Genomic DNA, 20,074 nt, shown 5'->3' with positions numbered 1-20,074 from the left:
AAATACCGCATACGGCTCAGCCTGCATGCGGTATTGGGCTTTTTACAGCATCTATTAAGAAATAGCGCGAAGCAATTCCTTCACATCTTCAATGCGCGTCAAGCCGGTTGCGGAATCGATAATCGACGTGTACACGTGAGGAATGATGATTTCCGCCCCGTTCTCGGCACAAACTTCCACGACTTTGCCGATGGTATCGATGTCGATGCCGCCGGTCGGTTCGAAAATTTTGATTCCCTGTGCGACGGAAGCTTTCACCATTGCCGCCAGCTCGTCCAAATGCTGCGTTCCGCCGATCGGATAGAACTTAACGGAGTGAACACCGATTTCAGCGAGCATAGCCGCTGCCGCTTCACAAGAAATCGTGTCGTTTTCAAAAGAAACGCTGGTCGGTCCCGTGGCGATTCTGACTTGACCGGCCGTTCCGCTTGGCGTGATCAAGGCGTTCACGAGCGTGTCTTCGCTGCCCACCGCGCGCATAGCTCCGAGCGTGTAGCCCGCAGCCGGGAACACCTGGTTGACGTGAGCCGGTTTCGTGCGGACGGAAACGTCCACAACCTTGCTCCACATCGCCGGATCGCCGGCGCCGAGACCTACCGAAACCGGTACGCCTGCGGCTTGAAACTCTTCTACGGTTTTAACCGCTTCATCTACGGACGGGAAGTTCTTAACCATCAGGCCCACATATACGCGGCCTTCCGCTGCTTCTACGATCTGCTTGGCGTTTTCAGCCGTTTTCGCTAATACGTTTAATTTAATCGTCGGTTGTGCCATTTCGTTCTCTCCATCTCCTTTATCTTTAAGCGGGTTTTTAAAGACTAGGCTTGCAGAATTTCCTTGATTCTCTGGGCGATTACACGCTCCTGGCCTTCCAGCAGAGGACGCGGGTCCACGCTGATGATTCCGAGGTTGGAGTAATGATTGCGCGTGTACACGGCCGGACTGCCGGATTCGAGCTCCTTGATGAGCTCGTAGGCGGTTTTGCCGGCGGCTTTGGCGTCAATGGTGAGCTGCGCGCGGTAGATGGCGCGTCCGGCTTCGTCCTGAGTGATGGCACCCTTCACGCCGGGAACGTCTTTCAGCTCCGCGATGAGCCATTCCATGCGCTCACGCTGCTGCTGGGACTCGTCCGGGCGGTTGTCGTAACGGCGGAGCGCGGTCAGGAGGCCGATGATGCCCTCCTTGCCGATCTTCATCGGACGGCCGACGCCTTTGTACTGCGCCCGGCAGGCGACCATCAGGTCCGCGCGTCCGCAGATGAAGCCGGACGTCGGGCCTTCAAGGGCTTTGCCGCCGCTGTACACGACGATCTCCACGCCCATCGCGACGTACTTGCGGAAATCTTCTTCGGCAGCCGCGTCCACGATCAGCGGAATGCCTTTGTCCTTGGCGATCGCCGCCATCGTTTCGATGGACTGCATGCCTTTCTGCACCGCATGGTGAGACTTCACATACAGCAGGGCGGCGGTTTTGTCCGTGACCGCTTCCGCGATGTGGTCTTTCTCCACGTGGTTGGCCTGGCCCACCTCGACGACTTTGCCGCCGCCGATCGCGATCATCTGCGGAATAGACGCTCCGAAATGGACGGAGTGGCCTTTCTGGATGACGATCTCGTTGCGGAGGCCGTCGGTGAGCGGAATACGCTCGATCAGCGACAGGCTCGTGCCGGCGATAACGGCCGCGACCGAAATCGCGATGCCTCCGGCCGCGCCGGTGGTCGGACAGCCGTCTTCGGCGCCCGTCACCTCGGCGATGACCTTGCCGGCTTGCACCATCAGCTCGCTGATGTCCACGTAGTCCATTGCCGCTTCGGCAACCGCCGCCGCCACATCTTTGTGGACGGCGCTGGCTCCGAGGGCGGTCATTTTGCCGCTTGCATTGATGACTTGCTTACAACCGTAACGCTCGAAAATACTCATGGTCTCTCTCCTCTATCCTTGATTTGAATCCATGGTATGAACATCTTGTCGTGCAGAGCTAATTTTCGCCAATCTCGCTTATTTCGTTACGATCGGGAAGATCGCGCCGAGGATCATGGCTCCGATAATCGCGCCGCCGGCGATCGGCTTTTTGTAATAGTAGAAAATAGCTGCGCCGATAGTTGCGCCGATCCCGACCGGAATGGAAGCCATAACGGCGGAGATGACAATCAGCGGGCCCAGATAACGCCCGGAGGCGTTCCCCGCACCCATCATGACATCCGCTCCGAACGTCGAATTCGAGGCGTTGATCGTAAATTTACGAATCAGGACGATGACTGCACCGACGGCTACGCCCAGTACGGCGCCTGTCAGAAGAGCCAGCGGGAAGTTCGTTAGCGGTGCCGTCATACCGGCGCCGAGCATAAGAGCCGGCACACCGATGCCGATTCCGGTTTGAAGCGAGCCGCCGATGTCGAGGATACCGACCAGAGGGGCCTCGAGAATACGGGCGAACAGGAAGCTTGCGCCGAATGCCGCTGCGGCCCCGTAGCTGCCGCCCTTCAGACCGGCTTCCAGCATGGCGACGATCGCGATATCGTTAAAAGCGCCTACATGATATACATAGTATAAGTGAGTTCCGGCGAAAATCCCAGAAGAAAGACAAGCGACGAATAAAACAAATGCCCACTCGGAATACCAGAAGCCTTTTTGCAAGTTGTTTTCCATGTTATTTCACCACCGATCCGAAGAATGCGTGCAGGTCGATAAGCCACTGCGGCGTTGTCAGGCTCATGCTCTTAAGAAGCGCCACGTCAAACGCGCGGAAGAATCCGCTGAAAATGAACAGCAGGATAACGGCAACGAGCATGGTCTTCGTAATCCGGTTCCAGCCGCTGTCGTCTACACCCTTACCGATCAGAATCCCCAGCACGATACCCGGTACGGCGTTGCCCATGACAAGGTGGGAGAAACCGCCGAGCATGGTCGCCCATACGCCGGTCCGTTTGCCCGCATCCATGGCTGCGGTCCAGAATACGATCGGCATGATCGGATTGATCAGCCAGTTCGCCGCCGGGACCAATACCTTCGTCGCCACGGATTGCAGCGAAGCCGGAATTGCGGCGGCGGTCGAGTTCAGCAGCGCGACCACTACGGCGCCGATAATCGCACCGGCCCAAGCCATTTTACGCGGATCGTGGAGAGTTTCTTCCAGCTTTTTGTTGCGGGAAAGCAGCGCAGCGGCAGACCAGTGCGGAATGATCCGATGGTCGACGTCCTGCGTCAGGGCGCCTGCGCCCACGACGGATGCCCAGGCGTTGAACAGGAAGCCGAGGCCGAACGAGAAGTGAGCGACGGCGTCGCCTTCGCAGGCATTCAGCTCGCCGAATGTCCGGAATGCGCCCATCCCTTGGACGTTCGGTGCGTGGAACATCCGCGCTGCGCCGGCTCCGACCCCGAAACCGACCAGGAGTCCGATAATAATGGACTCAAATACGATCATCAATGTGTTCATGTGTATCCCCCAAAACTTCAGTCTACAGGTGGTCTCCAGTTCTCTCTATCCTCACACAAAACAGCTGCCCCGGCAGCTCAGCGCATATGAAGCAGACGCTGATACTTGCTCAGGTTCTCTTTATTTTCTGTAAATTCCACTTCCGAAAGGTTTACATATTTCAGTTTGACCGTTATTCGCAGAGTCACCTCGTAACGAGTTCTCGTCCGCGGAAATAAGAATCCGAGAAACTTCTCACGGTATTGCGTCAAATGGGCCGAAACGACTTCCACATCCTGAGGCTCGATTTGCAGAAGAACATCTGACGTCTCCTTCGAAATTTGGCTTTTCATGCGGGTCAGAGCCTGTTGAAAAGCTCCCTGCTTGGTTTCCGACATCCCGCTTACGACGAGTGTTAACGGCTTTTCCTGAAACATGGCTTACCTCCCGTTTTTCTTGATATATTCTTCGGTTAAACGGCGGCCGAGTTCTTCGACATCCATGAAACCGAACCCAAGAACTTTTTTACCTTCGCGGATCGCCGTAACGCCCGCATCAATGGAACGCATGCCGAATTCCATCGGATATTTGTATTTGGTATTCGCCGTAACCGCACCCGCTCCGCCGCTTCCGCAGAAGGAGATGCCGAAATCCGCGTTTTCCTTGTTCATCATGTCGCCGAGCTTCATGTCGGCGCCTACGCCCGGAATCACAATCGCGACGCCGCCCGCAGCCTCTACCCCTTTTGCCACGTTCTGGCCTTTGCCGAGACGATCACCGATAACTACTTTCACTTTGTTTTCCATGAACCTTCACTCCTCAAAGATTAGTTTTCGCCGCTTCGAAATGAACAGCCAGGAAGAATACTTCGGCGTCATCCAGTTTCCTTTGCGGCGGCATGTTGTAGACGGCAAACAAGCGCTTGCTGAGATCTATGGACTCCGCACTGATCTCCTCGAACATCTCCGGCTCGATTTCCGGCAAATATTCGTCCTGATCGACTCTTCTCAGGAAAGCGAGAAGATGAATGCCGATGATGACGGCTTTCGTATGCGGTATACTAAGCCCGATCTCTTGCGACATCGGACGAAGTTTCGTTAACAGGTCTTTTACCACTTCGAGCTTTTCGGGAGAAGTTTCCGTTTTTTGCGGAATTTCTTCCAGGACTTCATTTACGTTGTACATGGTGTATCGCTCCAGCTCTTAAAGTATATTGCGGCAGCAGCTGCTGATCGTATTGAACTGTCTTGCCTTCCGAATCCGTAAGGGAAACGGGCTCCTGCACAAGCCGGAATACGGTGATATCCGCTTCGGCGCCTTCGCGGAGGGTGCCGATTTCGTTTTCGCGCTGAATGGCTTTGGCCGGGGCCACGGTGGACCAGGCCACAACCTGCTCCAGGGAATAACCCATCGCCAGGAGCTTCGTCATCGTCAGCGCGAGGCTGTAAACCGGTCCGCGCTCCAGATTTTCCAGATACAAGTCCGTGGAAATGGAGTACGGATCAATGCCCAGTTCCTTCGCTTTAACCATCGTATCGAAGCTGAAACTGGAGCTTCCGTGTCCGACATCGAACAGGACGCCGTGCTCCAGCGCGCGGACCGCCTGCGGAATCAGGCCTCCGTCCGGGCTCAGGATGCCGCCCGCTTTACCGTGGAAGGCATGCGTGACGACATCGCCGGCTTCCAGCAGATCCAGCACGTCTCCGAGTTGAGGCGGGGCGTTGCCGATATGGACCATCACCGGAAGACCGGCTTCCCTCGCCGTATCCTTGGCGATCTGCAGAGGCCGGATGCCGCTTGTTTTGACGACCGAGCCGCTCATGCGGGCCTTGATCCCGATAATCCGGTCCCGGTTGCGCTCGATAACCGCCAGGACTTCCTTGGGATCCAGCTTGGTCAGATCGGCCAGCTCCGAGCGTCCTTCGACGAGACCTGGAGCCGAGATGTTCAGCCAGGCGTAAACACGGCTTTTGCTCGGCTCGATGCTTCTGCGGACGAAATCGTCGAAATTGGCGGCTCCCGAGCTGCCGGCGTCGACAACGGTCGTTACCCCTTGGTCGATTCCGACGCGGTCAGGGGCTACGCCCATGGCAGGCACGCCTTCATAAATGTGGGTATGAATGTCGATGAAACCCGGCGATACATAACTCCCCGAAGCGTCGAGCGTTTGCCCGGCCTCTATGTCAGCCGTACCCGGCTTGAATACATCTGTGATTTTCCCTCCGCTGACCGCAACGTCAAATGCACCGGATATTCCTGTGGATGGATCGATTACTGTTCCTCCGTGGATCAACAAATCCGCTTTCATGGTTACGCACTCCTCTCAAAGTACCGTAGAATGGCCATTACTTCGCCTTCCGTCGCGTGGATGCGATGTTCGGAAAGCAGCATTTTTAATTCCTCCGCCAGCTCGCCTTCCGCCCCTTCGGCTGAAGGAGCGGAGCCCGTCTGGATATAAGCCGTATCGAATGCGATGCGGTTCATCATAAAAAGCAGATGAAGCGTCAAGCCTTCGAGTCTCTCTTCATTCAGATACGGAGCGAAACGTGTCCGGATTGCCCGGCTCAGTTCGAAGCCTCTCCAGATGATATCCTGGAATTTCTGCTCCAGATAGGAAAGCTCGGGCCGCTGCAGACTCGATGACCGGCCTGCCGACGCGCCCTCCGCACCCCCATGTTTCTCCAGGGTTTCAAGCCTAAGCCGGATCGATTTGAAATCGTTCTTATCCGGAATCGGATTGACTACCACAACGGGTACGTGCGCTTCAATCGGGAAAATACTGATGACCAGATCGAAATCGCCGACAACCTGCTTGTCGAACTCCATCACGGAACAGAAAGCCGCGACCTGGAGTGTCTTGATTTCATTCTCGATGACCGTCTTCAAAAGCTTCGACGTCCCCCGGCCGGTTCCGCATACGACAAGTGCCCGGTACCGCTGGACTTCCTGCCTGCGTTCGAAAGCGGCCTGAAAGTGAAGAACAATATAAGCGATATCCGAGTCCGACAACAGAATGCCGTAAGGGGAAAATACTTCTCCGCAGGCGGATCTCACGGTTTCGAACATGGTCCGGTAAGATCTGAGTATTTCTTGAAGCAGCGGATTCGGCTCCGCGACTCCGTAGCTGTACTTGTTCAGTTTGTCTGCGATATGCGCATGCAGATGCTGCATGAGATCCGGATCTTTGCGGAACCGGACATGAACCGACTCGCTGACTTTGTCGATAAGTTTCTTCGTCACGGCAAAAGCGTCGGGCAGCTGCGCCCCTTCTTCATCCCTCGCTTCAAGCAGCGGGGGGATCAGGCCGATTGCCGGGAGGCTGACGTAGCGGATGTTCTCTTCCGAAAGAGGAAGCTCCAGCTCTTCGAACAGTCCCGTCAGCTTCTGCCGGAATAAATCCGAGATGCTGAGGTGATAGCCGGCCAGCGTCCGCTGATCGAAAGCGGCAGGGCGTTCGCCGGAATCGGCGGCCGGTTGTTCCTCCGCCGGGCGCTGCCTCTGAATGACGATGCAGAGCCGGATAAACACCCCGATGATCGCATTGTCCGTCAGCAGCAGCTGGGTTTTCTCCCGGATTTCGCGGACCAGGGAGCCCACATCCTCGAACACGCGGTCCAGGTCGCGCACTGGCTGCAGAAACCATTCCAGCAGCTTGCTGAAGTGAAGATGCGGCCTGCGCTCCTGCACGACTCCCTGCACGATCTGGAACATGTCGTTGCCGTCCAGCAGGTCCTGGATCACATGCTCCAGCACGGCCCTCCTTCTCATTTCGGAACCGCTTACCCGGATTCCGTGCCGGGTGCGGTTCAGCGTCAGTCCCGAGTCGGCAAGCAGCTGATCGGCCAAAGCCAAATCCGCCTGAACGGTGTTCCGGCTTACATCGTGCTTAACGACGAGTTCGCCGATGGTGAGGTAGCCGTCCAGCAGCAGCAGATCGATCAGCATGTGCCTCATCCGTCCCTGCTGGTTCAGAAAGACGTGCTCGCCGACCGCATCCAGCTTCTCCAGCAGATGAATGCGGTCCGTATCGCTGCAGTCGATCCAGATCCCCCGGCTCGGCTTCGACAGCAGTTCAATCTGCTCCTGCTGCAGCCAAAGCCGGATGGATTCGAGATCGTATTTCACGGTTCGTTCGCTGACTTGAAACTCTTCCGCACATTCCTTGATGCGGAGCGGACTGTGGGAATAGACGATTTTTTTGAGCAGTGCACGAGATCGCGTTGTGAGCGTCATGATATCCCCTCCTGCATATTCATCCTGTTAACGTCTATTGTACCACTACCCCGCCCGCCGGTACGGAAGAAAAACAAGGCCTTTCCCGCCGCGGTACCGCATCCGCAGTTTCCGCGATTTCACTCGTAAGCGAGCGTTCTTTCATTCGGAGGTATTTATAGACTTACCGGTATATCGGGCCGGCCCGCGCAAAAGTTTACAGCCACTCCGCCACGGCCGGAACCCGGCTTATGATGTGCCGACGAATTTCCTCGGCCGTATCCAGTTCCAGCGCTTCGTCCGCCAGAAGGCTCAGCTCGCTCCGGTTCAGCTTGTGCATCAGCGCCCGAGCCGTAGCGACGGAGCCGCTTCCCATGCTGAACTCATCCAGCCCCATGCCCAGCAGCAGCGGAATCGCGATGACGCTGCCGGCCATTTCGCCGCACATGCCGACCCAGCGGCCTTTCTCGTGCGCCGCCCTGATCACGTGGCGGATCAGCCGGAGCACACCGGGATTGAACGGTTCGCTCAAATGCGCGATCGTTTCGTTCATCCGGTCGGCCGCCATCATGTACTGCACGAGATCGTTGGTTCCGATGCTGAAGAAGTCCGCTTCGCGCGCCAGCTGATCGGCCGCCATGCCTGCCGCCGGCACCTCGATCATGATGCCTACCTCGATGTCCTGCGCGTACTTGATGCCTTCCGCGTCCAGCCCGGCTTTCGCATCGGCCAGGACCGCGTTCGCCTCGCGGAGCTCTTCGATGTTCGAGATCATGGGATACATGATCTTCACATTGCCGTAAGCGCTCGCACGGAGTATCGCGCGCAGCTGCGTGAGGAACAGATCCTTCCGGTCCAGGCAGAGGCGGATAGCGCGATAGCCCAGGAACGGGTTCGCTTCCTTCGGCAGGCTCAGGTAAGGAAGTTCTTTATCTCCGCCAATGTCCAGCGTCCGGATGACGACCGGCTGGCCAGTGAACATTTCGGCCACGATCTTGTAGGCCAGAAACTGCTCCTCCTCCGTCGGCATCGTATCGCGCCCCATGTACAGGAACTCCGTCCGGTACAGCCCGATGCCTTCGGCTCCGCCGTCTCTGGCGGCCTGGGCGTCCTGTGGACTGCCGATGTTTGCGGCAAGCTCGACATGATGCCCGTCCGCGGTTTCGGTCGGGCGTCCGATGTAGGCGCCCAGCCGCGAGCGGCGCTCTTCGTACCGGACCTGCTTGTTCCGGTACAGCTCCAGCAGCCCGGCATCGGGGTTGATGTGCACGGTGCCTTCGCCTCCGTCCACGATCACGTAGTCGCCGGGCTGTACCCGCGCCGCTCCCGCGCCCATGCCGACGACCGCCGGAATTTCCAGCGAGCGGGCCATGATCGCCGAGTGCGAGGTACGGCCCCCCACCGCCGTAACGAAGCCGGCGATGCGGCTGCGGTCGAGCCGCGCCGTATCCGACGGCGTCAAGTCATGGGCGAAGAGGACGACCGCTTCGCCCCCGCCGCCGATATCGCCGGCGGATTCCCCGCGCAGCAGGCGCTGAAGGCGGCCCGCCACATCGCGGATGTCCGAGGCGCGTTCGCGCATGTAGGCGTCGCTCATGTTCTCGAACAGCTCCACGAGCGCCTTCGCCGCGTCTTCCACGGCCGCTTCGGCGTTCAGCCGCTCTGAGCGGACGGCTTCGGCCGCCGCCCCGACGAAATCGTCGTCTTCAAGCAGCAGCATATGCGTCTCGAAGATTTCGGCGTGAGCCTCGCCCAGTTTGAGAGCGGTTTCTTCTTTGAGGCACTGAAGCTCGTCAAGCGCCTCCCGTGTCTTCTCCTCCAGCCTTGCAACTTCGGCTGCGGTTTCCTCTTCCGCCAGCGTTCTGCGCGGTGTTTTCTCTGCCTGCGGCTGCCATAAATGCGCTTTCCCCATCGCATAGCCGGGAGCGGCCGCGATGCCCTTTACGCTTGCGGTTTCTCTCTCCTCTATCATCCGGTCACCTATTCAAGTACGGATTCGAGCATGGTTCCCAGCTCGTTTACCGCTTCTTCTTCCTGTTCGCCGGAAGCTTTGACCGTTACTTTATCGCCGTAACGCATTTCCAGGGAAAGCAGCCCGACGATGCTTTTCGCATTAACGCTTTTGTCGCCCTTGGCAATCGTGATGTCGCATGTAAACGCTTTTGCTTTTTTCATAAGTGCCCCTGCGGGACGCGAGTGAATACCTAACGGATTCTGTACGGAAAACTCTTTCTCCATTTGGGGTATCTCCTTCCGATTTAAAACGGTTTCTGTATGGCTTAAACATTTTGTAAAGGAAAGGTTCCTGTAAGCCCAAGATAACGCAACCGCTTCCAACTGAAAAGATCAAACCTTTTGCACCATCCTCGGTGCAAAAAGAAAACCGGATCTGGGAAGATAGTCCCAAATCCGGTTATTCCGGCCTAGTTTCACGGGGAATTCAGGCAGAAAAAGTAGGCGGCCGAGGCGAATTTCCTGCCTCCCGGAGAGGTTCCGCGCCCTCCTTTTTTTTCCGGCCGTCGGCCATCAGCCTGACCGCTTTCGCCTGTACGACCGGAATCGAAATCAGACTGACGAGCGTGACGCCGATGATGGAAATGTACAGCCAGCCCTCCAGTTTATCCAAGGACATAATGAATACGAGCAGCACAATCCGCATCCCGACCAGCATGCTTTCCCGCCAGATGAGGAAAGCCGCTTTCCGGCCCGGAGCATAGTCCTCGATACATTGAAACTGCTGGGCGTTCCAGATCATCGCAAAGAAAAACATGCCGAACGCCGTAAGCACATTCGAGAGGATCAGCAGCGGTTTAAGGGGAAACATCGCGATCACAAACCCGGCCGACAGCAGAAGAACGCCGAGCCAGAGACAGAATTGATCGTTCCATTTGAACTTCCGGTACAGAATAAGCCCGAGAAATGCCGCCCCCGTGTAGAGCAGATTCAGTAGTGCGATCAGCAGCTTATCTTGGGTAACCGTGAACGTGAAGACGAGCGTAAACAGATTTTGAAACTGAAGGAATACGCCTCCAGCCAATATCGAAAGGATCAGCCAGACGGAATGGCGGTCGCCGAAAACCCGCTTCCACTGAAGCTGCCGCCAGAAACCGAGCCCGGGCGTCTCCGTTCTGGGCAAGGCGATACGAGGCATGGTAGCCGAGAAAACCAGCATGACGATCAGAAAGACAAACATCAGGACAAACGAGCTTTCATAACCGAACCAGCCGATAAACTGGGCTGAAATAATAGGAATAACCATGGACAGAATCGAAGCGATGAGATTGTTCGCCGCAAAAAAGGAAGCGATTTCAGTTCCTTTCCCGGAAAAAGAAACGCTTAGATTTTGGGCGACCGTATAGAACCCCCACATGAGACCGACCGGAAATCCGATCAGGGCGATCCACAGAATCCGGTTCTCCAGCGTAAGGAACGTCAGCATAATAAATGCGGCCGCACCTCCGAATGCGGACAAGGCGAGCAGCAGGCGGATCGTGCGGTGGTAGAGCAGTTTCGCCCCGAGAACGAACGAAAATCCCCAGCCGAAAAACATCACCATGTTGAACCAGGAAATTTCAAAAATGCTGGTATTGGCCTGCCAGATATACAGGTTCACAAAAATCCCGATGTAAATAAAAATGATGGACGACACAAAGTTCATGATCAGCATTTTTCGTATGTTCGTCGACAACGGATTCACCCTTCCGGCTTAAGCGTCCAATCGATCGGGAAAATTTTCCGATTCTCAAGCCCTTTCCGCATTATAAGCATAAGTTGTAAGCGCGTCCATCATTAAATTTGTTAAATATACGCGATTATTTTTTATAAAAGGACAACCCCCCAATCCTCTCAATCTTGCGGTTCATAGCATAGAGAGATTTCTAATCGAATCCGGGAGGAATGATCCATGACGACTTTGATCACCGTACTCGCTTTTATTGCCGCCGCAGCCGTCGTTTTTTTCATTTTCCATCAAAAAGAACTGCCGAAAGAACCCCATCAGCCCTGCCAGTTGATCGTGAAATTCAAGCCGGACACCCCGGAAGAATTTATTGCAAAACTTCATAAAAAATACAAATGCAAGGTGCTGGAACAATGCAGCACGCTCGGTCACCAGGTTTTGTTCACGAAGCAGCCCCTACGCAAAACGATCAAGCGCTATGAAAAACACGAAGTGCTGGAGTATGCCGAATTAAACTATAGGTATCAGGCGTTCGAGTCCGTGCCTTCCGGCGGCAAGAAGCAAGGAAAAGGGCAGTCCTCCTCGGATGTGAATGCATTCGCCATCCCTAACGACCCTTATTTCAGCCTCTATCAGTACGGTCCGCAAAAAATTTCGGCACCCTCGGCATGGGATGTGGCGCAAAGCGCCAGTTCGGTCGTCATCGCCGTCCTGGATACGGGAGTCGAGCTGACTCATCCGGATCTGGCCGCGCACCTGGTTCCCGGTTACGATTACGTGGACAATGACTCGAATCCGAGTGACGGCAACGGACACGGCACCCATGTGGCGGGGATTGCGGCCGCCGTTACGAACAACGGGATCGGAATCGCCGGCGTCGCCCCGCTCGCTTCCATTCAGCCTGTCCGCGTTCTTGACAACTCCGGCAACGGAACGGTAAGCAATATCTCCAACGCGATCATATACGCCTCCTTCTTCGGCGCCAAGGTCATCAACCTGAGTCTCGGCTCCCCGTACAGCTCGACTACTCTCCAATACGCGCTCGATTACGCCTGGGGCAAAGGCTCGGTCATCGTGGCTTCGGCCGGGAATGACGGAAGCACGACACCCAACTATCCGGCCGCTTATTCGACGGTCATTTCCGTGGCTTCCACAGATTCGGCCGACAACATCTCCTCTTTCTCCAACCGCGGAAGCTGGGTGCAGGTCGCCGCGCCCGGGACGACGATCCTCTCGACGTTCCCCGGCTCCAGCTACGCCTATCTCAGCGGCACGTCCATGTCCGCTCCCCACGTGTCGGGTGTAGCCGCTCTCCTTGCTGGACAGGGCCGCACGAATGCGCAAATCCGCGATGCGATTCTGTTTAACGCCGATCCGATTTTCGGAACGGGGACGTACTGGGTGTACGGCCGGGTCAACGCAGACCGTGCGGTACGCTCCTGAGTAGGGCGGGTAGGGAGACCGTTCGGAGAGGCTGCAAGTTGATGCCGCATGTGAGATTATTGGACCGCTTATGGTGAGGTTTACGAAGCCGATTGTGCAGACTTTCAGTGAAGCCCGCCTCAAGCGACCGTCTCTGACATTCGGCCGAACGGGAGGCCCCCCCCCCTATTTCCGGATCTGGACATCCATTACAAGGAAATTTTCAAAAACCCGGATATCCGAAGATGGCCGCCATCTTGCGGCGTTTCCCCCGCTTCAGAGATGCACTAGAGCAAAAGCTCCCATGACGGGGGCTTTTTAATTGTCCGGCCTCTTTATTTCGGCCATTCTCAGTCCTTTAATTGGAGACGTTCTCCAAATCTTTCGATTTTCTCGGAAATAAATCGCTTACAGCCCGTTTTGTCCGCCGTACGGTCTCATTTCCGTCTATATGGCGCTGTAGCTGCCTTGCCCGCTTTTTCCATTGGCCTTTACAATAAAGAAATGAGTTTATCCCTGAGGAGGTGGTGGCATGGGCAGTCAGAGGCTGCTTCGGAATTATGTGAAAGCGAACCTGGGACTGTATTCGGTCGGGGTCGCCTTTATTATCCTGTCTAACGTGGTGCAATCGTTTTTCCCCCGGGTTCTGGGAGAATTTACGGACGATCTGCAGCTGAAAGTCGCCACATCCCACACGGTTGCCAGCTATGGCATGCAGCTTCTCGGAATCGGTGTGGCCTACGGAGTGCTTTTCGGCATCGGCCAGTATACGAACGCCCGGCTCGGACGCCGGTTCGAATACGCGACGAGGCAAAAGCTGTTCCGTCATTTCTCCACGCTCAGCGAGCATTATTTCTCCAGGCACGGTGTCGGCAAGCTTCTCAGTTACGTCATGAACGACGTGACGGCCGTCCGAGAGTCCATCTCGAACGGAGTCAACCAGACCACCAATGCCATCTTCTTTATTCTCTCCGCTTTTGTCATGATGTCCTTCAGTTCCATTCCTTTCGGCTTGATTGCGCTGAGTCTCGCGCCTATGGCTTTTATTCCGTTCATCGTCGTGTTCCTCGGGCCGCGCATCCGCTCCCGGTCTCTTGAAGTGCAGGAATCGCTCGCTACGATGACCGAATCGGCCGAGGAACAGTTCGGCGGCATCCGCGTGACCAAAACGTTCGCGGCCGAAGAAATCGCCTACGAGCGTTTCGGCCGGAACGTCGACGCGATCCGGGAAAAGCAGCTTCGGCTCGTCCGGATGTCGTCGCTTTTCCAGTCCCTTCTTCCCCTGATGGGCTCTTTTTCGATGATCATTGCCATTCTCACCGGAGGCTATATGACGCTGCACGGCCAAATTACGCTCGGCAGCTTCGTGTCCCTTACCTTCTACCTGCGGATGATGATGACACCTCTGCAGCAGATCGGCAACGTGATCAATATGATGCAGCGTTCGCGCGCGTCGCTGGAGCGGCTCAATCACCTGCTGGCCGTAAAACCGGATATCCGGGAGGAAGCAAAAGCCGAGCAGCTGGAAAACGGGGCGGGAGAGCTGGACATCCGCGGATTGTCTTTCCGCTATCCCGGTTCGGACCGCCGCGCTCTGGAAGCCATCGACCTGAAAGTGGAGCCGGGCAGGACGCTCGGCATCATCGGACGCACGGGGAGCGGGAAAACAACGCTCGTCAAGCTGCTCCTGCGCATCTACGATCCGCCCGCGGGCACGATATTTATCGCAGGCCACGATATCCGCCGGGTTACGCTGGAAAGCCTGCGCTCGCAGATCGCCTATGTCCCGCAGGACGGCTTTCTGTTCAGCACGACGATCCGGGACAACATCGCCTTCTCGCGGCGGGATGCGGCGGACGACGAAATGCAGCAGGCCGCGCGCGAGGCGCAGATTTACAGCAGCATCACGGAGCTGCCGCGCGGGTTTGAAACGAAACTTGGCGAACGCGGCATCACCTTGTCCGGCGGCCAGCGCCAGAGAGCGAGCCTGGCACGCGGCTTCATGAAGCAGGCGCCCATTCTCATTCTCGATGACAGCGTAAGCGCCGTGGACGCCGTGACCGAAACGAATATCGTCCGCCAAATCCGTGCCGCCCACCGCGACAAAACAACGCTGATCATCGCGCACCGCATCAGTGCGGTCAAGCATGCGGACGAAATCGTCGTCCTGGATGAAGGCCGCATCGTGCAGCGGGGCACGCACAAGGAGCTGCTCGCCCGTCCGGGCTTGTATGCTTCCCTGTATCAGATTCAGGAGGAGGGGACCCGGCATGCCTGATCCGAAATCACCGGACGCAAACGCTCCAAGGGGGTCGGCTTCCGCCGGTTCGGCCGGGCAGAATTGTGCGGGGGCCGGGCAAACGGCGGATACCGCGAAAAGCAGCGGAGCCTCCGAACCGAAAGAGGACCCGCGCCCGGGCAGGCTCGACGCATTCAAGGCGACGCTCACGTATGCCAAGCCGCACAAGCTCACGTTCATCGGCATTTTTTTCTGCTCGCTGATCGCCATCATCGCCGAACTGCTGCAGCCGTATCTGGTCAAAATCGCCATCGACGACCATCTCTTCGGAGGAAGCGGAGCCATGCGGCCCCTTCTGATCATCGGCCTGTTTTACCTGGGGCTGTCCGTCGTGAACTTTGCTTTTACCTACGTCCAGAACAACCTGCTCCAGTACGCCGGACAAAGCATCGTCGCGAGTATCCGCAAAAATTTGTTCGCTCATATTTCAAAACTGTCGATGTCTTTCTTCGACCGTTATCCGATCGGAAGCCTGGTCACGCTCGAATCGAGCGATACCGAGACGATCAGCCAATTTTTCACTCAGGTATTCCTCAGTCTCGTCCGGGACGGGATGACCCTGGTGCTTATCATCGTTTTCATGTTTCAGCTGAACGCCACACTCGCCTGGTACAGCATGCTTCTTCTGCCGGTCATCGCGCTGATCGCCGTCCTTTTCCGTTCCATGCTGCGAAAAGCTTACCAGGAGACGCGGGCGCAGCTCTCTCGTCTCATCGCTTACCTGGCTGAAAATCTCGCCGGGATGAGCCTGATTCAGACGTACAACCAGCAGGATGAACAGTTCGGACGTTTCAGCGACCGCAACGGGCAGTACTTGAAAGCCAACTTGAAAGAAATCCGCACGAACGTGCTGTTCAACCGGTCCTTCGATATTTTCGGCAACATATCCGTCGCTCTTCTCGTCTGGCTCGGCGGACTCGCTTTTCTCGGCGGCAGTATCGAATTCGGTGTGCTCTACGCCTTTATTACCTACATCCGCCAGTTTTTTCAGCCGATCAACCAGATTACCCAGCAGTGGAATACGCTGCAATCGACCTCCGTTTCGATGGAGCGGCTGTGGAACATTTTATCCACGGAACCCGATGTAAAAGAACCTGCCGGCGAAGATATAACCGAAGTCGACTGGAAAAAAACAGCCGGAAAAATCGACTACAATCACGTGGATTTTTCTTATGTGGAGGGAAGCAAGGTCCTCCGGAATCTGGACCTGCACATTAAACCGGGGGAAATGATCGGAATTGTCGGAACGACAGGCGCGGGCAAAAGTTCGCTGATATCCCTGCTTACCCGCTTCTATGATGTGAACGCCGGAAGCGTCACGATCGACGGTACGGATATCCGGCGCATTCCGCAGGATACGCTTCACCGGATGATCGGGCTCGTCCAGCAGGAGCCGTACCTGTACTCCGGGACGATCCTCGACAACGTGCGGCTGTTCCGGCAGGAAATCAGCCGCGAAGAGGTGACCGCCGCCTGCAGGGCGGTCGGCGCCCATCCGCTCATCACCCGGCTCAAGGACGGGTATGACACGAAGCTCTCGGAGCGCGGCAGCGGCCTCTCGGCCGGCGAGAGACAGCTTCTGTCGTTCGCGCGCATTCTCGTGTTCAAACCGAGAATTCTCATTCTCGACGAAGCTACGGCCAACCTCGACTCCCATACGGAGCAGCTCGTGCAAAAGGCGCTCTCCGTCGTCTCCGAAGGCAGGACGGCCTTGCTCATCGCCCACCGGCTGTCCACGATTATGCACGCCGACCGGATCATTGTCATGAAGCACGGCGAGATCGTGGAGGAAGGCACCCACCGGCAGCTGCTCGCCAAGAAAGGCTACTACGAGGAGCTGTACCGCCACTCGCAAGGCATGCAGGCGATCGGGTCCTGACTATCCGGCCCGGTTGTAAAAAAGACCCGCAGCCTCACGTTCGGTTACGAACATGAGACTGCGGGTCTTTTTGCCGGCGGCTTGCTTACGGCACGGATGCAATGCAAAATGTACTCATTCTCAGAGAAGCCGCATCGCTGCTTTATGGAGGGAGTGTCCATCCCGCATAGGAATGGCCGCTTGAGCAGGGCCGGAAGCTTGCGCTCCCCGGAGCTTCCGGCCCCGCTCTATGACGCTGACGATGCTCTACTGCTCAGCTTGGGAGCTGACCGTCCGTCCATCGCCAGGCGCCAGCCTTACGTCTCCGCCGTTCCTTCCGGCGGTTGCAGCAGTTCGCGCTCCGCCCGGTCGGCCAGCTGCTTCAGCGTGACGTCGTCCATCGGGGGATTGTGCAGTCCGAACCGCACATCCCGGTACAGCCGCTGAAGCGGATGAGTCATCGCCAAGCTGTGCGCCCCCGCGATCCGCATCGATTTGTCGACGACGGCAAGCGCCGTCCGCACGGCGAACGTCTTGACGGCGCTCAAGTCCGCGGCGAATGCCCCCGGATTTGCGGGGGCGCTCTCCCAGCGCTGCGCGACCGCGTAGAGGAAATGCCTCGCCGCGGAAAGCTCCAGCTCGATCTCCCCGATCAGCTGCCGGATATGGGGCAGCTCCAGAATCGGGTGGGGAAGCGAGTTCGGCCGGTAAGCCGCCGCGAAAGAGACCGCTTCCCGCCTCGCCGCAAGAGCGATGCCGAGGTAGCAGGCGGGAATATGCAGCAGATACGGATGAGCCGCCGGCCCGGGTCTGCTCGGTTCGCTGCGGGTGTGCTTTACCCTCGCCTCAGGCGGGACAAGCACATCCTCCAGCACCAGGTCGTGACTGGCCGTTCCGCGCATGCCGACCATATCCCATGTCGGCTCGATGCGAACGCCTTCCGTCGCGACGGGAAAAACAAACTCGCCGTGACTTCCGTCCGGCTCCAGGGAAGCGGTCACAATGACGAGGTCAAGGGCGGGTGCCAGCGTCGTAAACGTCTTGCGTCCGTTGAGGAGGTAGCCGCCCTTTACGTCCGCCGCCGTTGTAGCCGGGCGGCCTCCGCGCGAGGGGCTCCCCGTCCCTTTTTCCGTAGCCGCGCGGTTAATCAGAAGGTTGCGGGAGGCGATGTCTCTGCACAGCGCCTCGTATTTGTCCTGCCAGGCAGGCTGATTCGCCAGTTCCAGAACGATGCCCAGATGCCAGCCGATTCCGAGTGCTGTCGCCGCATCTCCCTGGGCCAGCCTTTCCTGCAGCAGAACAAACTCGTACAGGGAGGCTCCGGCTCCTCCGTATTCGGCCGGGACGGTCAGCGAAGGATACCGGGCTTCCTTCAACGCGTCGATAGCTCCGTAGGAGAAGCCGTTCTCCTCATCCGCCCTGGCCGCTTCGTCACGCAAAGTGTCGGCCAGCCGGCCGATCCCCTCGAGACGCTCCCGCTCTTCCGCTGTTCGGGCGAAGCTGAACGGAGATGGATTCATCGGCCGTTCCCCCCGCCTGTCTGCATGATCCGCTCCAGAACCCGCTTCTCGAGTCGGGCGAATTCCGGATTCGCCTGATCCCTCGGCCATGGAACCGGGTTATCGGCGTCCAACGCGATTTTACCGTCCTCGATCAGAAGAATCCGGTCCGCCAGACGGACCGCTTCGCTTACGTCGTGCGTGACGAGCAGGGTCGTGAAGCCGTGCCGCTGCCATAGCGTGCCGATCAGCTGCTGCATCTCCAGCCGGGTCAACGCGTCCAGGGCGCTCAGCGGCTCATCCAACAGCAGCAGCTTCGGCTGGCGGACAAGCGCCCGCGCCAAGGCGACCCGCTGCTTCTGGCCTCCGGACAAGACGCCCGGCCAGTCACCGGCGCGGTCCGTCAGGCCAACCTGCCCGAGTACGTGCAAGGCACGCGGGCGCCAGTTCCCGCTTAAACCGATGCCGACGTTGTCCAGCACGGTTTTCCACGGGAGCAGGCGGGCCTCCTGGAACATGACCGTAATATCCCGGCCGATGCCGGATACGGGCCTGCCGTCGATCTCGATCCGGCCCTCGGCAGGTTTCTCGAGCCCGGCCAGCAGTCTGAGCAGCGTGCTTTTTCCGCTGCCGCTTCTGCCTGCAACGGCAATAAACTGGCCCGGACGGATCGTCAGATCCAGCTCGTGAAGCACCTTTTTGCCTCCGAACGATTTATGAACGCCCTGCAGCCGGACAGACGCTCCGAACAGGCGCTCCCCGCTTTGCCCGGCGTCATCGCCCGAAACCGCCCTTCTTTTATCACCTGCCAGGGCTTCCGTATATAAAGCCTCCTCGGCCAACTGACTCCACCCGCTCAATTGCGGCACCTCCGTTTACGTTGTTCTAGGCTTTCCGGTAGCTTACATTCCACTTGAGCACAGTATGCTCCAGCCATTTGGCGATCACATCCGCCAGCTTGCCCAGCAGCGCGTACAGCAGAATACTTAAAATGATGATGTCCGCCTGCATAAACTCACGGGCATTTAAAGCCAAATACCCGATTCCTTTATCCGTTGCGATCGTCTCGGCTACAATCAGCGTCAGCCACATAATTCCGAGCCCGTATCGGATCCCCACAAAAACGGAAGGAAGCGCCCCCGGCAAAATAACATGGCGGAAAAGCTGCCAGGAGGTGAGTCCATAGACGCCCCCCATTTCTAAATACCCACGGTCGATGGATCGTATTCCGTGAAATGTATTTACGTAGACCGGGAAAAGCACGCCGAGAGAAACCAGGAACACCTTCGCTCCTTCGTCGATTCCCATCCATAATATCACAAGGGGTACCAGCGCAAGGTGCGGAATATTTCGGATCATCTGGATCGACGTATCGAACATCCGGTAGGACGTCACAAACAATCCGTTGGCGGCCCCCAGCAGCAGCCCGATTCCCCCGCCGATGACAAAACCCGCTGCCGCGCGCCCCAGACTGACGCCCAGATGATACGTAAGCTGGCCCGAGGAAAGAAGCTTCCAACCCGATCTCGCCACCTCAAGAGGAGGCGGGAACAATCGCTGGGAAACGGGCCCGTAGACGGCGGCTATATGCCAGCCCGCCAGAATAAGCAACGGAAGCAGCCAGGGAAGCAGCGCGGCCGCCCATGTATCTCTTCGTCTCGTATCCGCTTGTTGAATGCTTACCGACATTT

18 protein-coding genes are annotated in these 20,074 nt (G+C 57.4%); 3 read left to right on the top strand and 15 right to left on the bottom strand.

Features of this window, described 5'->3' with window-relative positions; translation table 11 throughout:
• Window positions 1-54 precede the first annotated feature (54 nt).
• From ABH899_RS07360 to ABH899_RS07305, 12 genes are all read right to left on the bottom strand, one after another.
• Window positions 55-774 (bottom strand): KDGP aldolase, encoded by a 720-nt coding sequence (locus ABH899_RS07360; protein WP_009677236.1) that lies wholly within the window; start codon window positions 772-774, stop codon window positions 55-57.
• A 44-nt stretch (window positions 775-818) separates the two neighbouring features.
• Window positions 819-1,919 (bottom strand): DgaE family pyridoxal phosphate-dependent ammonia lyase, encoded by a 1,101-nt coding sequence (locus ABH899_RS07355; protein ID WP_009677262.1) that lies wholly within the window; start codon window positions 1,917-1,919, stop codon window positions 819-821.
• A 78-nt stretch (window positions 1,920-1,997) separates the two neighbouring features.
• Complete coding sequence (locus ABH899_RS07350) at window positions 1,998-2,648, bottom strand: DUF4310 family protein (RefSeq protein WP_009677263.1); 651 nt, start codon at window positions 2,646-2,648, stop codon at window positions 1,998-2,000.
• A 1-nt stretch (window position 2,649) separates the two neighbouring features.
• Window positions 2,650-3,435, bottom strand: a complete 786-nt coding sequence (locus tag ABH899_RS07345; RefSeq protein ID WP_009677250.1) for a DUF4311 domain-containing protein — start codon at window positions 3,433-3,435, stop codon at window positions 2,650-2,652.
• Between the two features lie 77 nt (window positions 3,436-3,512).
• Window positions 3,513-3,851 carry a DUF4312 family protein gene (locus tag ABH899_RS07340; protein ID WP_042228729.1) on the bottom strand — a complete coding sequence of 113 codons (339 nt, stop codon included), beginning with the start codon at window positions 3,849-3,851 and terminating at the stop codon, window positions 3,513-3,515.
• 3 nt (window positions 3,852-3,854) lie between these two features.
• Window positions 3,855-4,220, bottom strand: a complete 366-nt coding sequence (locus tag ABH899_RS07335) for a glycine-rich SFCGS family protein (protein ID WP_369995240.1) — start codon at window positions 4,218-4,220, stop codon at window positions 3,855-3,857.
• Window positions 4,221-4,233: 13 nt separating this feature from the next.
• Window positions 4,234-4,599, bottom strand: coding sequence for a PRD domain-containing protein (locus ABH899_RS07330; RefSeq protein ID WP_369995237.1), 366 nt, complete (start codon window positions 4,597-4,599; stop codon window positions 4,234-4,236).
• Complete coding sequence (locus tag ABH899_RS07325; protein ID WP_369995234.1) at window positions 4,583-5,722, bottom strand: amidohydrolase/deacetylase family metallohydrolase; 1,140 nt, start codon at window positions 5,720-5,722, stop codon at window positions 4,583-4,585. The genes ABH899_RS07330 and ABH899_RS07325 overlap by 17 nt, the downstream gene beginning before the upstream one ends.
• 2 nt (window positions 5,723-5,724) lie before the next feature.
• A complete protein-coding gene (locus ABH899_RS07320; RefSeq protein WP_369995231.1) occupies window positions 5,725-7,647 on the bottom strand; it encodes a BglG family transcription antiterminator in 1,923 nt (640 codons plus the stop codon).
• A gap of 196 nt (window positions 7,648-7,843) precedes the next feature.
• Entirely contained in the window at window positions 7,844-9,598 is a 1,755-nt protein-coding gene (gene ptsP, locus ABH899_RS07315; RefSeq protein WP_369995229.1) for a phosphoenolpyruvate--protein phosphotransferase, read from the bottom strand.
• 8 nt (window positions 9,599-9,606) lie between these two features.
• Window positions 9,607-9,864, bottom strand: a complete 258-nt coding sequence (locus ABH899_RS07310) for an HPr family phosphocarrier protein (protein WP_009677256.1) — start codon at window positions 9,862-9,864, stop codon at window positions 9,607-9,609.
• Window positions 9,865-10,066: 202 nt separating this feature from the next.
• On the bottom strand, window positions 10,067-11,323 hold the full coding sequence (locus tag ABH899_RS07305; RefSeq protein WP_369995227.1) for an MFS transporter: 1,257 nt from the start codon (window positions 11,321-11,323) through the stop codon (window positions 10,067-10,069).
• Window positions 11,324-11,530: 207 nt separating this feature from the next.
• Here ABH899_RS07305 and ABH899_RS07300 point away from each other — a divergent pair, with 207 nt between their 5' ends.
• The 3 genes from ABH899_RS07300 (at window position 11,531) to ABH899_RS07290 (ending at window position 16,905) form a co-directional block, all read left to right on the top strand.
• Window positions 11,531-12,748 carry a S8 family peptidase gene (locus tag ABH899_RS07300; protein ID WP_369995224.1) on the top strand — a complete coding sequence of 406 codons (1,218 nt, stop codon included), beginning with the start codon at window positions 11,531-11,533 and terminating at the stop codon, window positions 12,746-12,748.
• 511 nt (window positions 12,749-13,259) lie between these two features.
• The gene (locus ABH899_RS07295) at window positions 13,260-15,005 is read left to right on the top strand and encodes an ABC transporter ATP-binding protein (protein WP_369995222.1); all 1,746 of its coding nucleotides are present in this window, start codon (window positions 13,260-13,262) and stop codon (window positions 15,003-15,005) included.
• Window positions 14,998-16,905: an ABC transporter ATP-binding protein gene (locus ABH899_RS07290; RefSeq protein WP_369995219.1), complete on the top strand. Its 1,908-nt coding sequence runs from the start codon at window positions 14,998-15,000 to the stop codon at window positions 16,903-16,905. Before ABH899_RS07295 ends, ABH899_RS07290 begins: the two co-directional genes overlap by 8 nt.
• Before the next feature lie 296 nt (window positions 16,906-17,201).
• On the opposite strand, the gene ABH899_RS07285 is transcribed toward ABH899_RS07290, so the two are convergent.
• Genes ABH899_RS07285 through ABH899_RS07275 form a run of 3 tightly spaced genes read right to left on the bottom strand, consistent with a single transcriptional unit; the run spans window position 17,202 to window position 20,072 of the window.
• Entirely contained in the window at window positions 17,202-18,404 is a 1,203-nt protein-coding gene (locus ABH899_RS07285) for an acyl-CoA dehydrogenase family protein (RefSeq protein WP_369995218.1), read from the bottom strand.
• Window positions 18,401-19,243: an ATP-binding cassette domain-containing protein gene (locus tag ABH899_RS07280; RefSeq protein ID WP_369995215.1), complete on the bottom strand. Its 843-nt coding sequence runs from the start codon at window positions 19,241-19,243 to the stop codon at window positions 18,401-18,403. Before ABH899_RS07280 ends, ABH899_RS07285 begins: the two co-directional genes overlap by 4 nt.
• A gap of 25 nt (window positions 19,244-19,268) precedes the next feature.
• Window positions 19,269-20,072 (bottom strand): ABC transporter permease subunit, encoded by an 804-nt coding sequence (locus ABH899_RS07275; RefSeq protein WP_369995214.1) that lies wholly within the window; start codon window positions 20,070-20,072, stop codon window positions 19,269-19,271.
• Between the last annotated feature and the right edge of the window lie 2 nt (window positions 20,073-20,074).

It is taken from the genome of Paenibacillus sp. RC84, assembly GCF_041260495.1.
GTDB lineage: Bacteria > Bacillota > Bacilli > Paenibacillales > NBRC-103111 > Paenibacillus_F.
The sequence above is the reverse complement of the archived record's forward strand: the minus strand, read 5'-3'. Positions and strand labels throughout refer to the sequence as shown.

Excerpts from the sequence above, each read along its gene's own strand:
- ABH899_RS07350 (WP_009677263.1), bottom strand. The coding sequence starts at position 2,648 with ATGGAAAACAACTTGCAAAAAGGCTTCTGGTATTCCGAGTGGGCATTT.
- ABH899_RS07295 (WP_369995222.1), top strand. The coding sequence starts at position 13,260 with ATGGGCAGTCAGAGGCTGCTTCGGAATTATGTGAAAGCGAACCTGGGA.
- ABH899_RS07310 (WP_009677256.1), bottom strand. The coding sequence starts at position 9,864 with ATGGAGAAAGAGTTTTCCGTACAGAATCCGTTAGGTATTCACTCGCGT.
- ABH899_RS07355 (WP_009677262.1), bottom strand. The coding sequence starts at position 1,919 with ATGAGTATTTTCGAGCGTTACGGTTGTAAGCAAGTCATCAATGCAAGC.
- ABH899_RS07345 (WP_009677250.1), bottom strand. The coding sequence starts at position 3,435 with ATGAACACATTGATGATCGTATTTGAGTCCATTATTATCGGACTCCTG.
- ABH899_RS07320 (WP_369995231.1), bottom strand. The coding sequence starts at position 7,647 with ATGACGCTCACAACGCGATCTCGTGCACTGCTCAAAAAAATCGTCTAT.
- ABH899_RS07300 (WP_369995224.1), top strand. The coding sequence starts at position 11,531 with ATGACGACTTTGATCACCGTACTCGCTTTTATTGCCGCCGCAGCCGTC.
- ABH899_RS07285 (WP_369995218.1), bottom strand. The coding sequence starts at position 18,404 with ATGAATCCATCTCCGTTCAGCTTCGCCCGAACAGCGGAAGAGCGGGAG.
- ptsP (WP_369995229.1), bottom strand. The coding sequence starts at position 9,598 with ATGATAGAGGAGAGAGAAACCGCAAGCGTAAAGGGCATCGCGGCCGCT.
- ABH899_RS07290 (WP_369995219.1), top strand. The coding sequence starts at position 14,998 with ATGCCTGATCCGAAATCACCGGACGCAAACGCTCCAAGGGGGTCGGCT.
- ABH899_RS07275 (WP_369995214.1), bottom strand. The coding sequence starts at position 20,072 with ATGTCGGTAAGCATTCAACAAGCGGATACGAGACGAAGAGATACATGG.
- ABH899_RS07360 (WP_009677236.1), bottom strand. The coding sequence starts at position 774 with ATGGCACAACCGACGATTAAATTAAACGTATTAGCGAAAACGGCTGAA.
- ABH899_RS07340 (WP_042228729.1), bottom strand. The coding sequence starts at position 3,851 with ATGTTTCAGGAAAAGCCGTTAACACTCGTCGTAAGCGGGATGTCGGAA.
- ABH899_RS07330 (WP_369995237.1), bottom strand. The coding sequence starts at position 4,599 with ATGTACAACGTAAATGAAGTCCTGGAAGAAATTCCGCAAAAAACGGAA.
- ABH899_RS07335 (WP_369995240.1), bottom strand. The coding sequence starts at position 4,220 with ATGGAAAACAAAGTGAAAGTAGTTATCGGTGATCGTCTCGGCAAAGGC.
- ABH899_RS07325 (WP_369995234.1), bottom strand. The coding sequence starts at position 5,722 with ATGAAAGCGGATTTGTTGATCCACGGAGGAACAGTAATCGATCCATCC.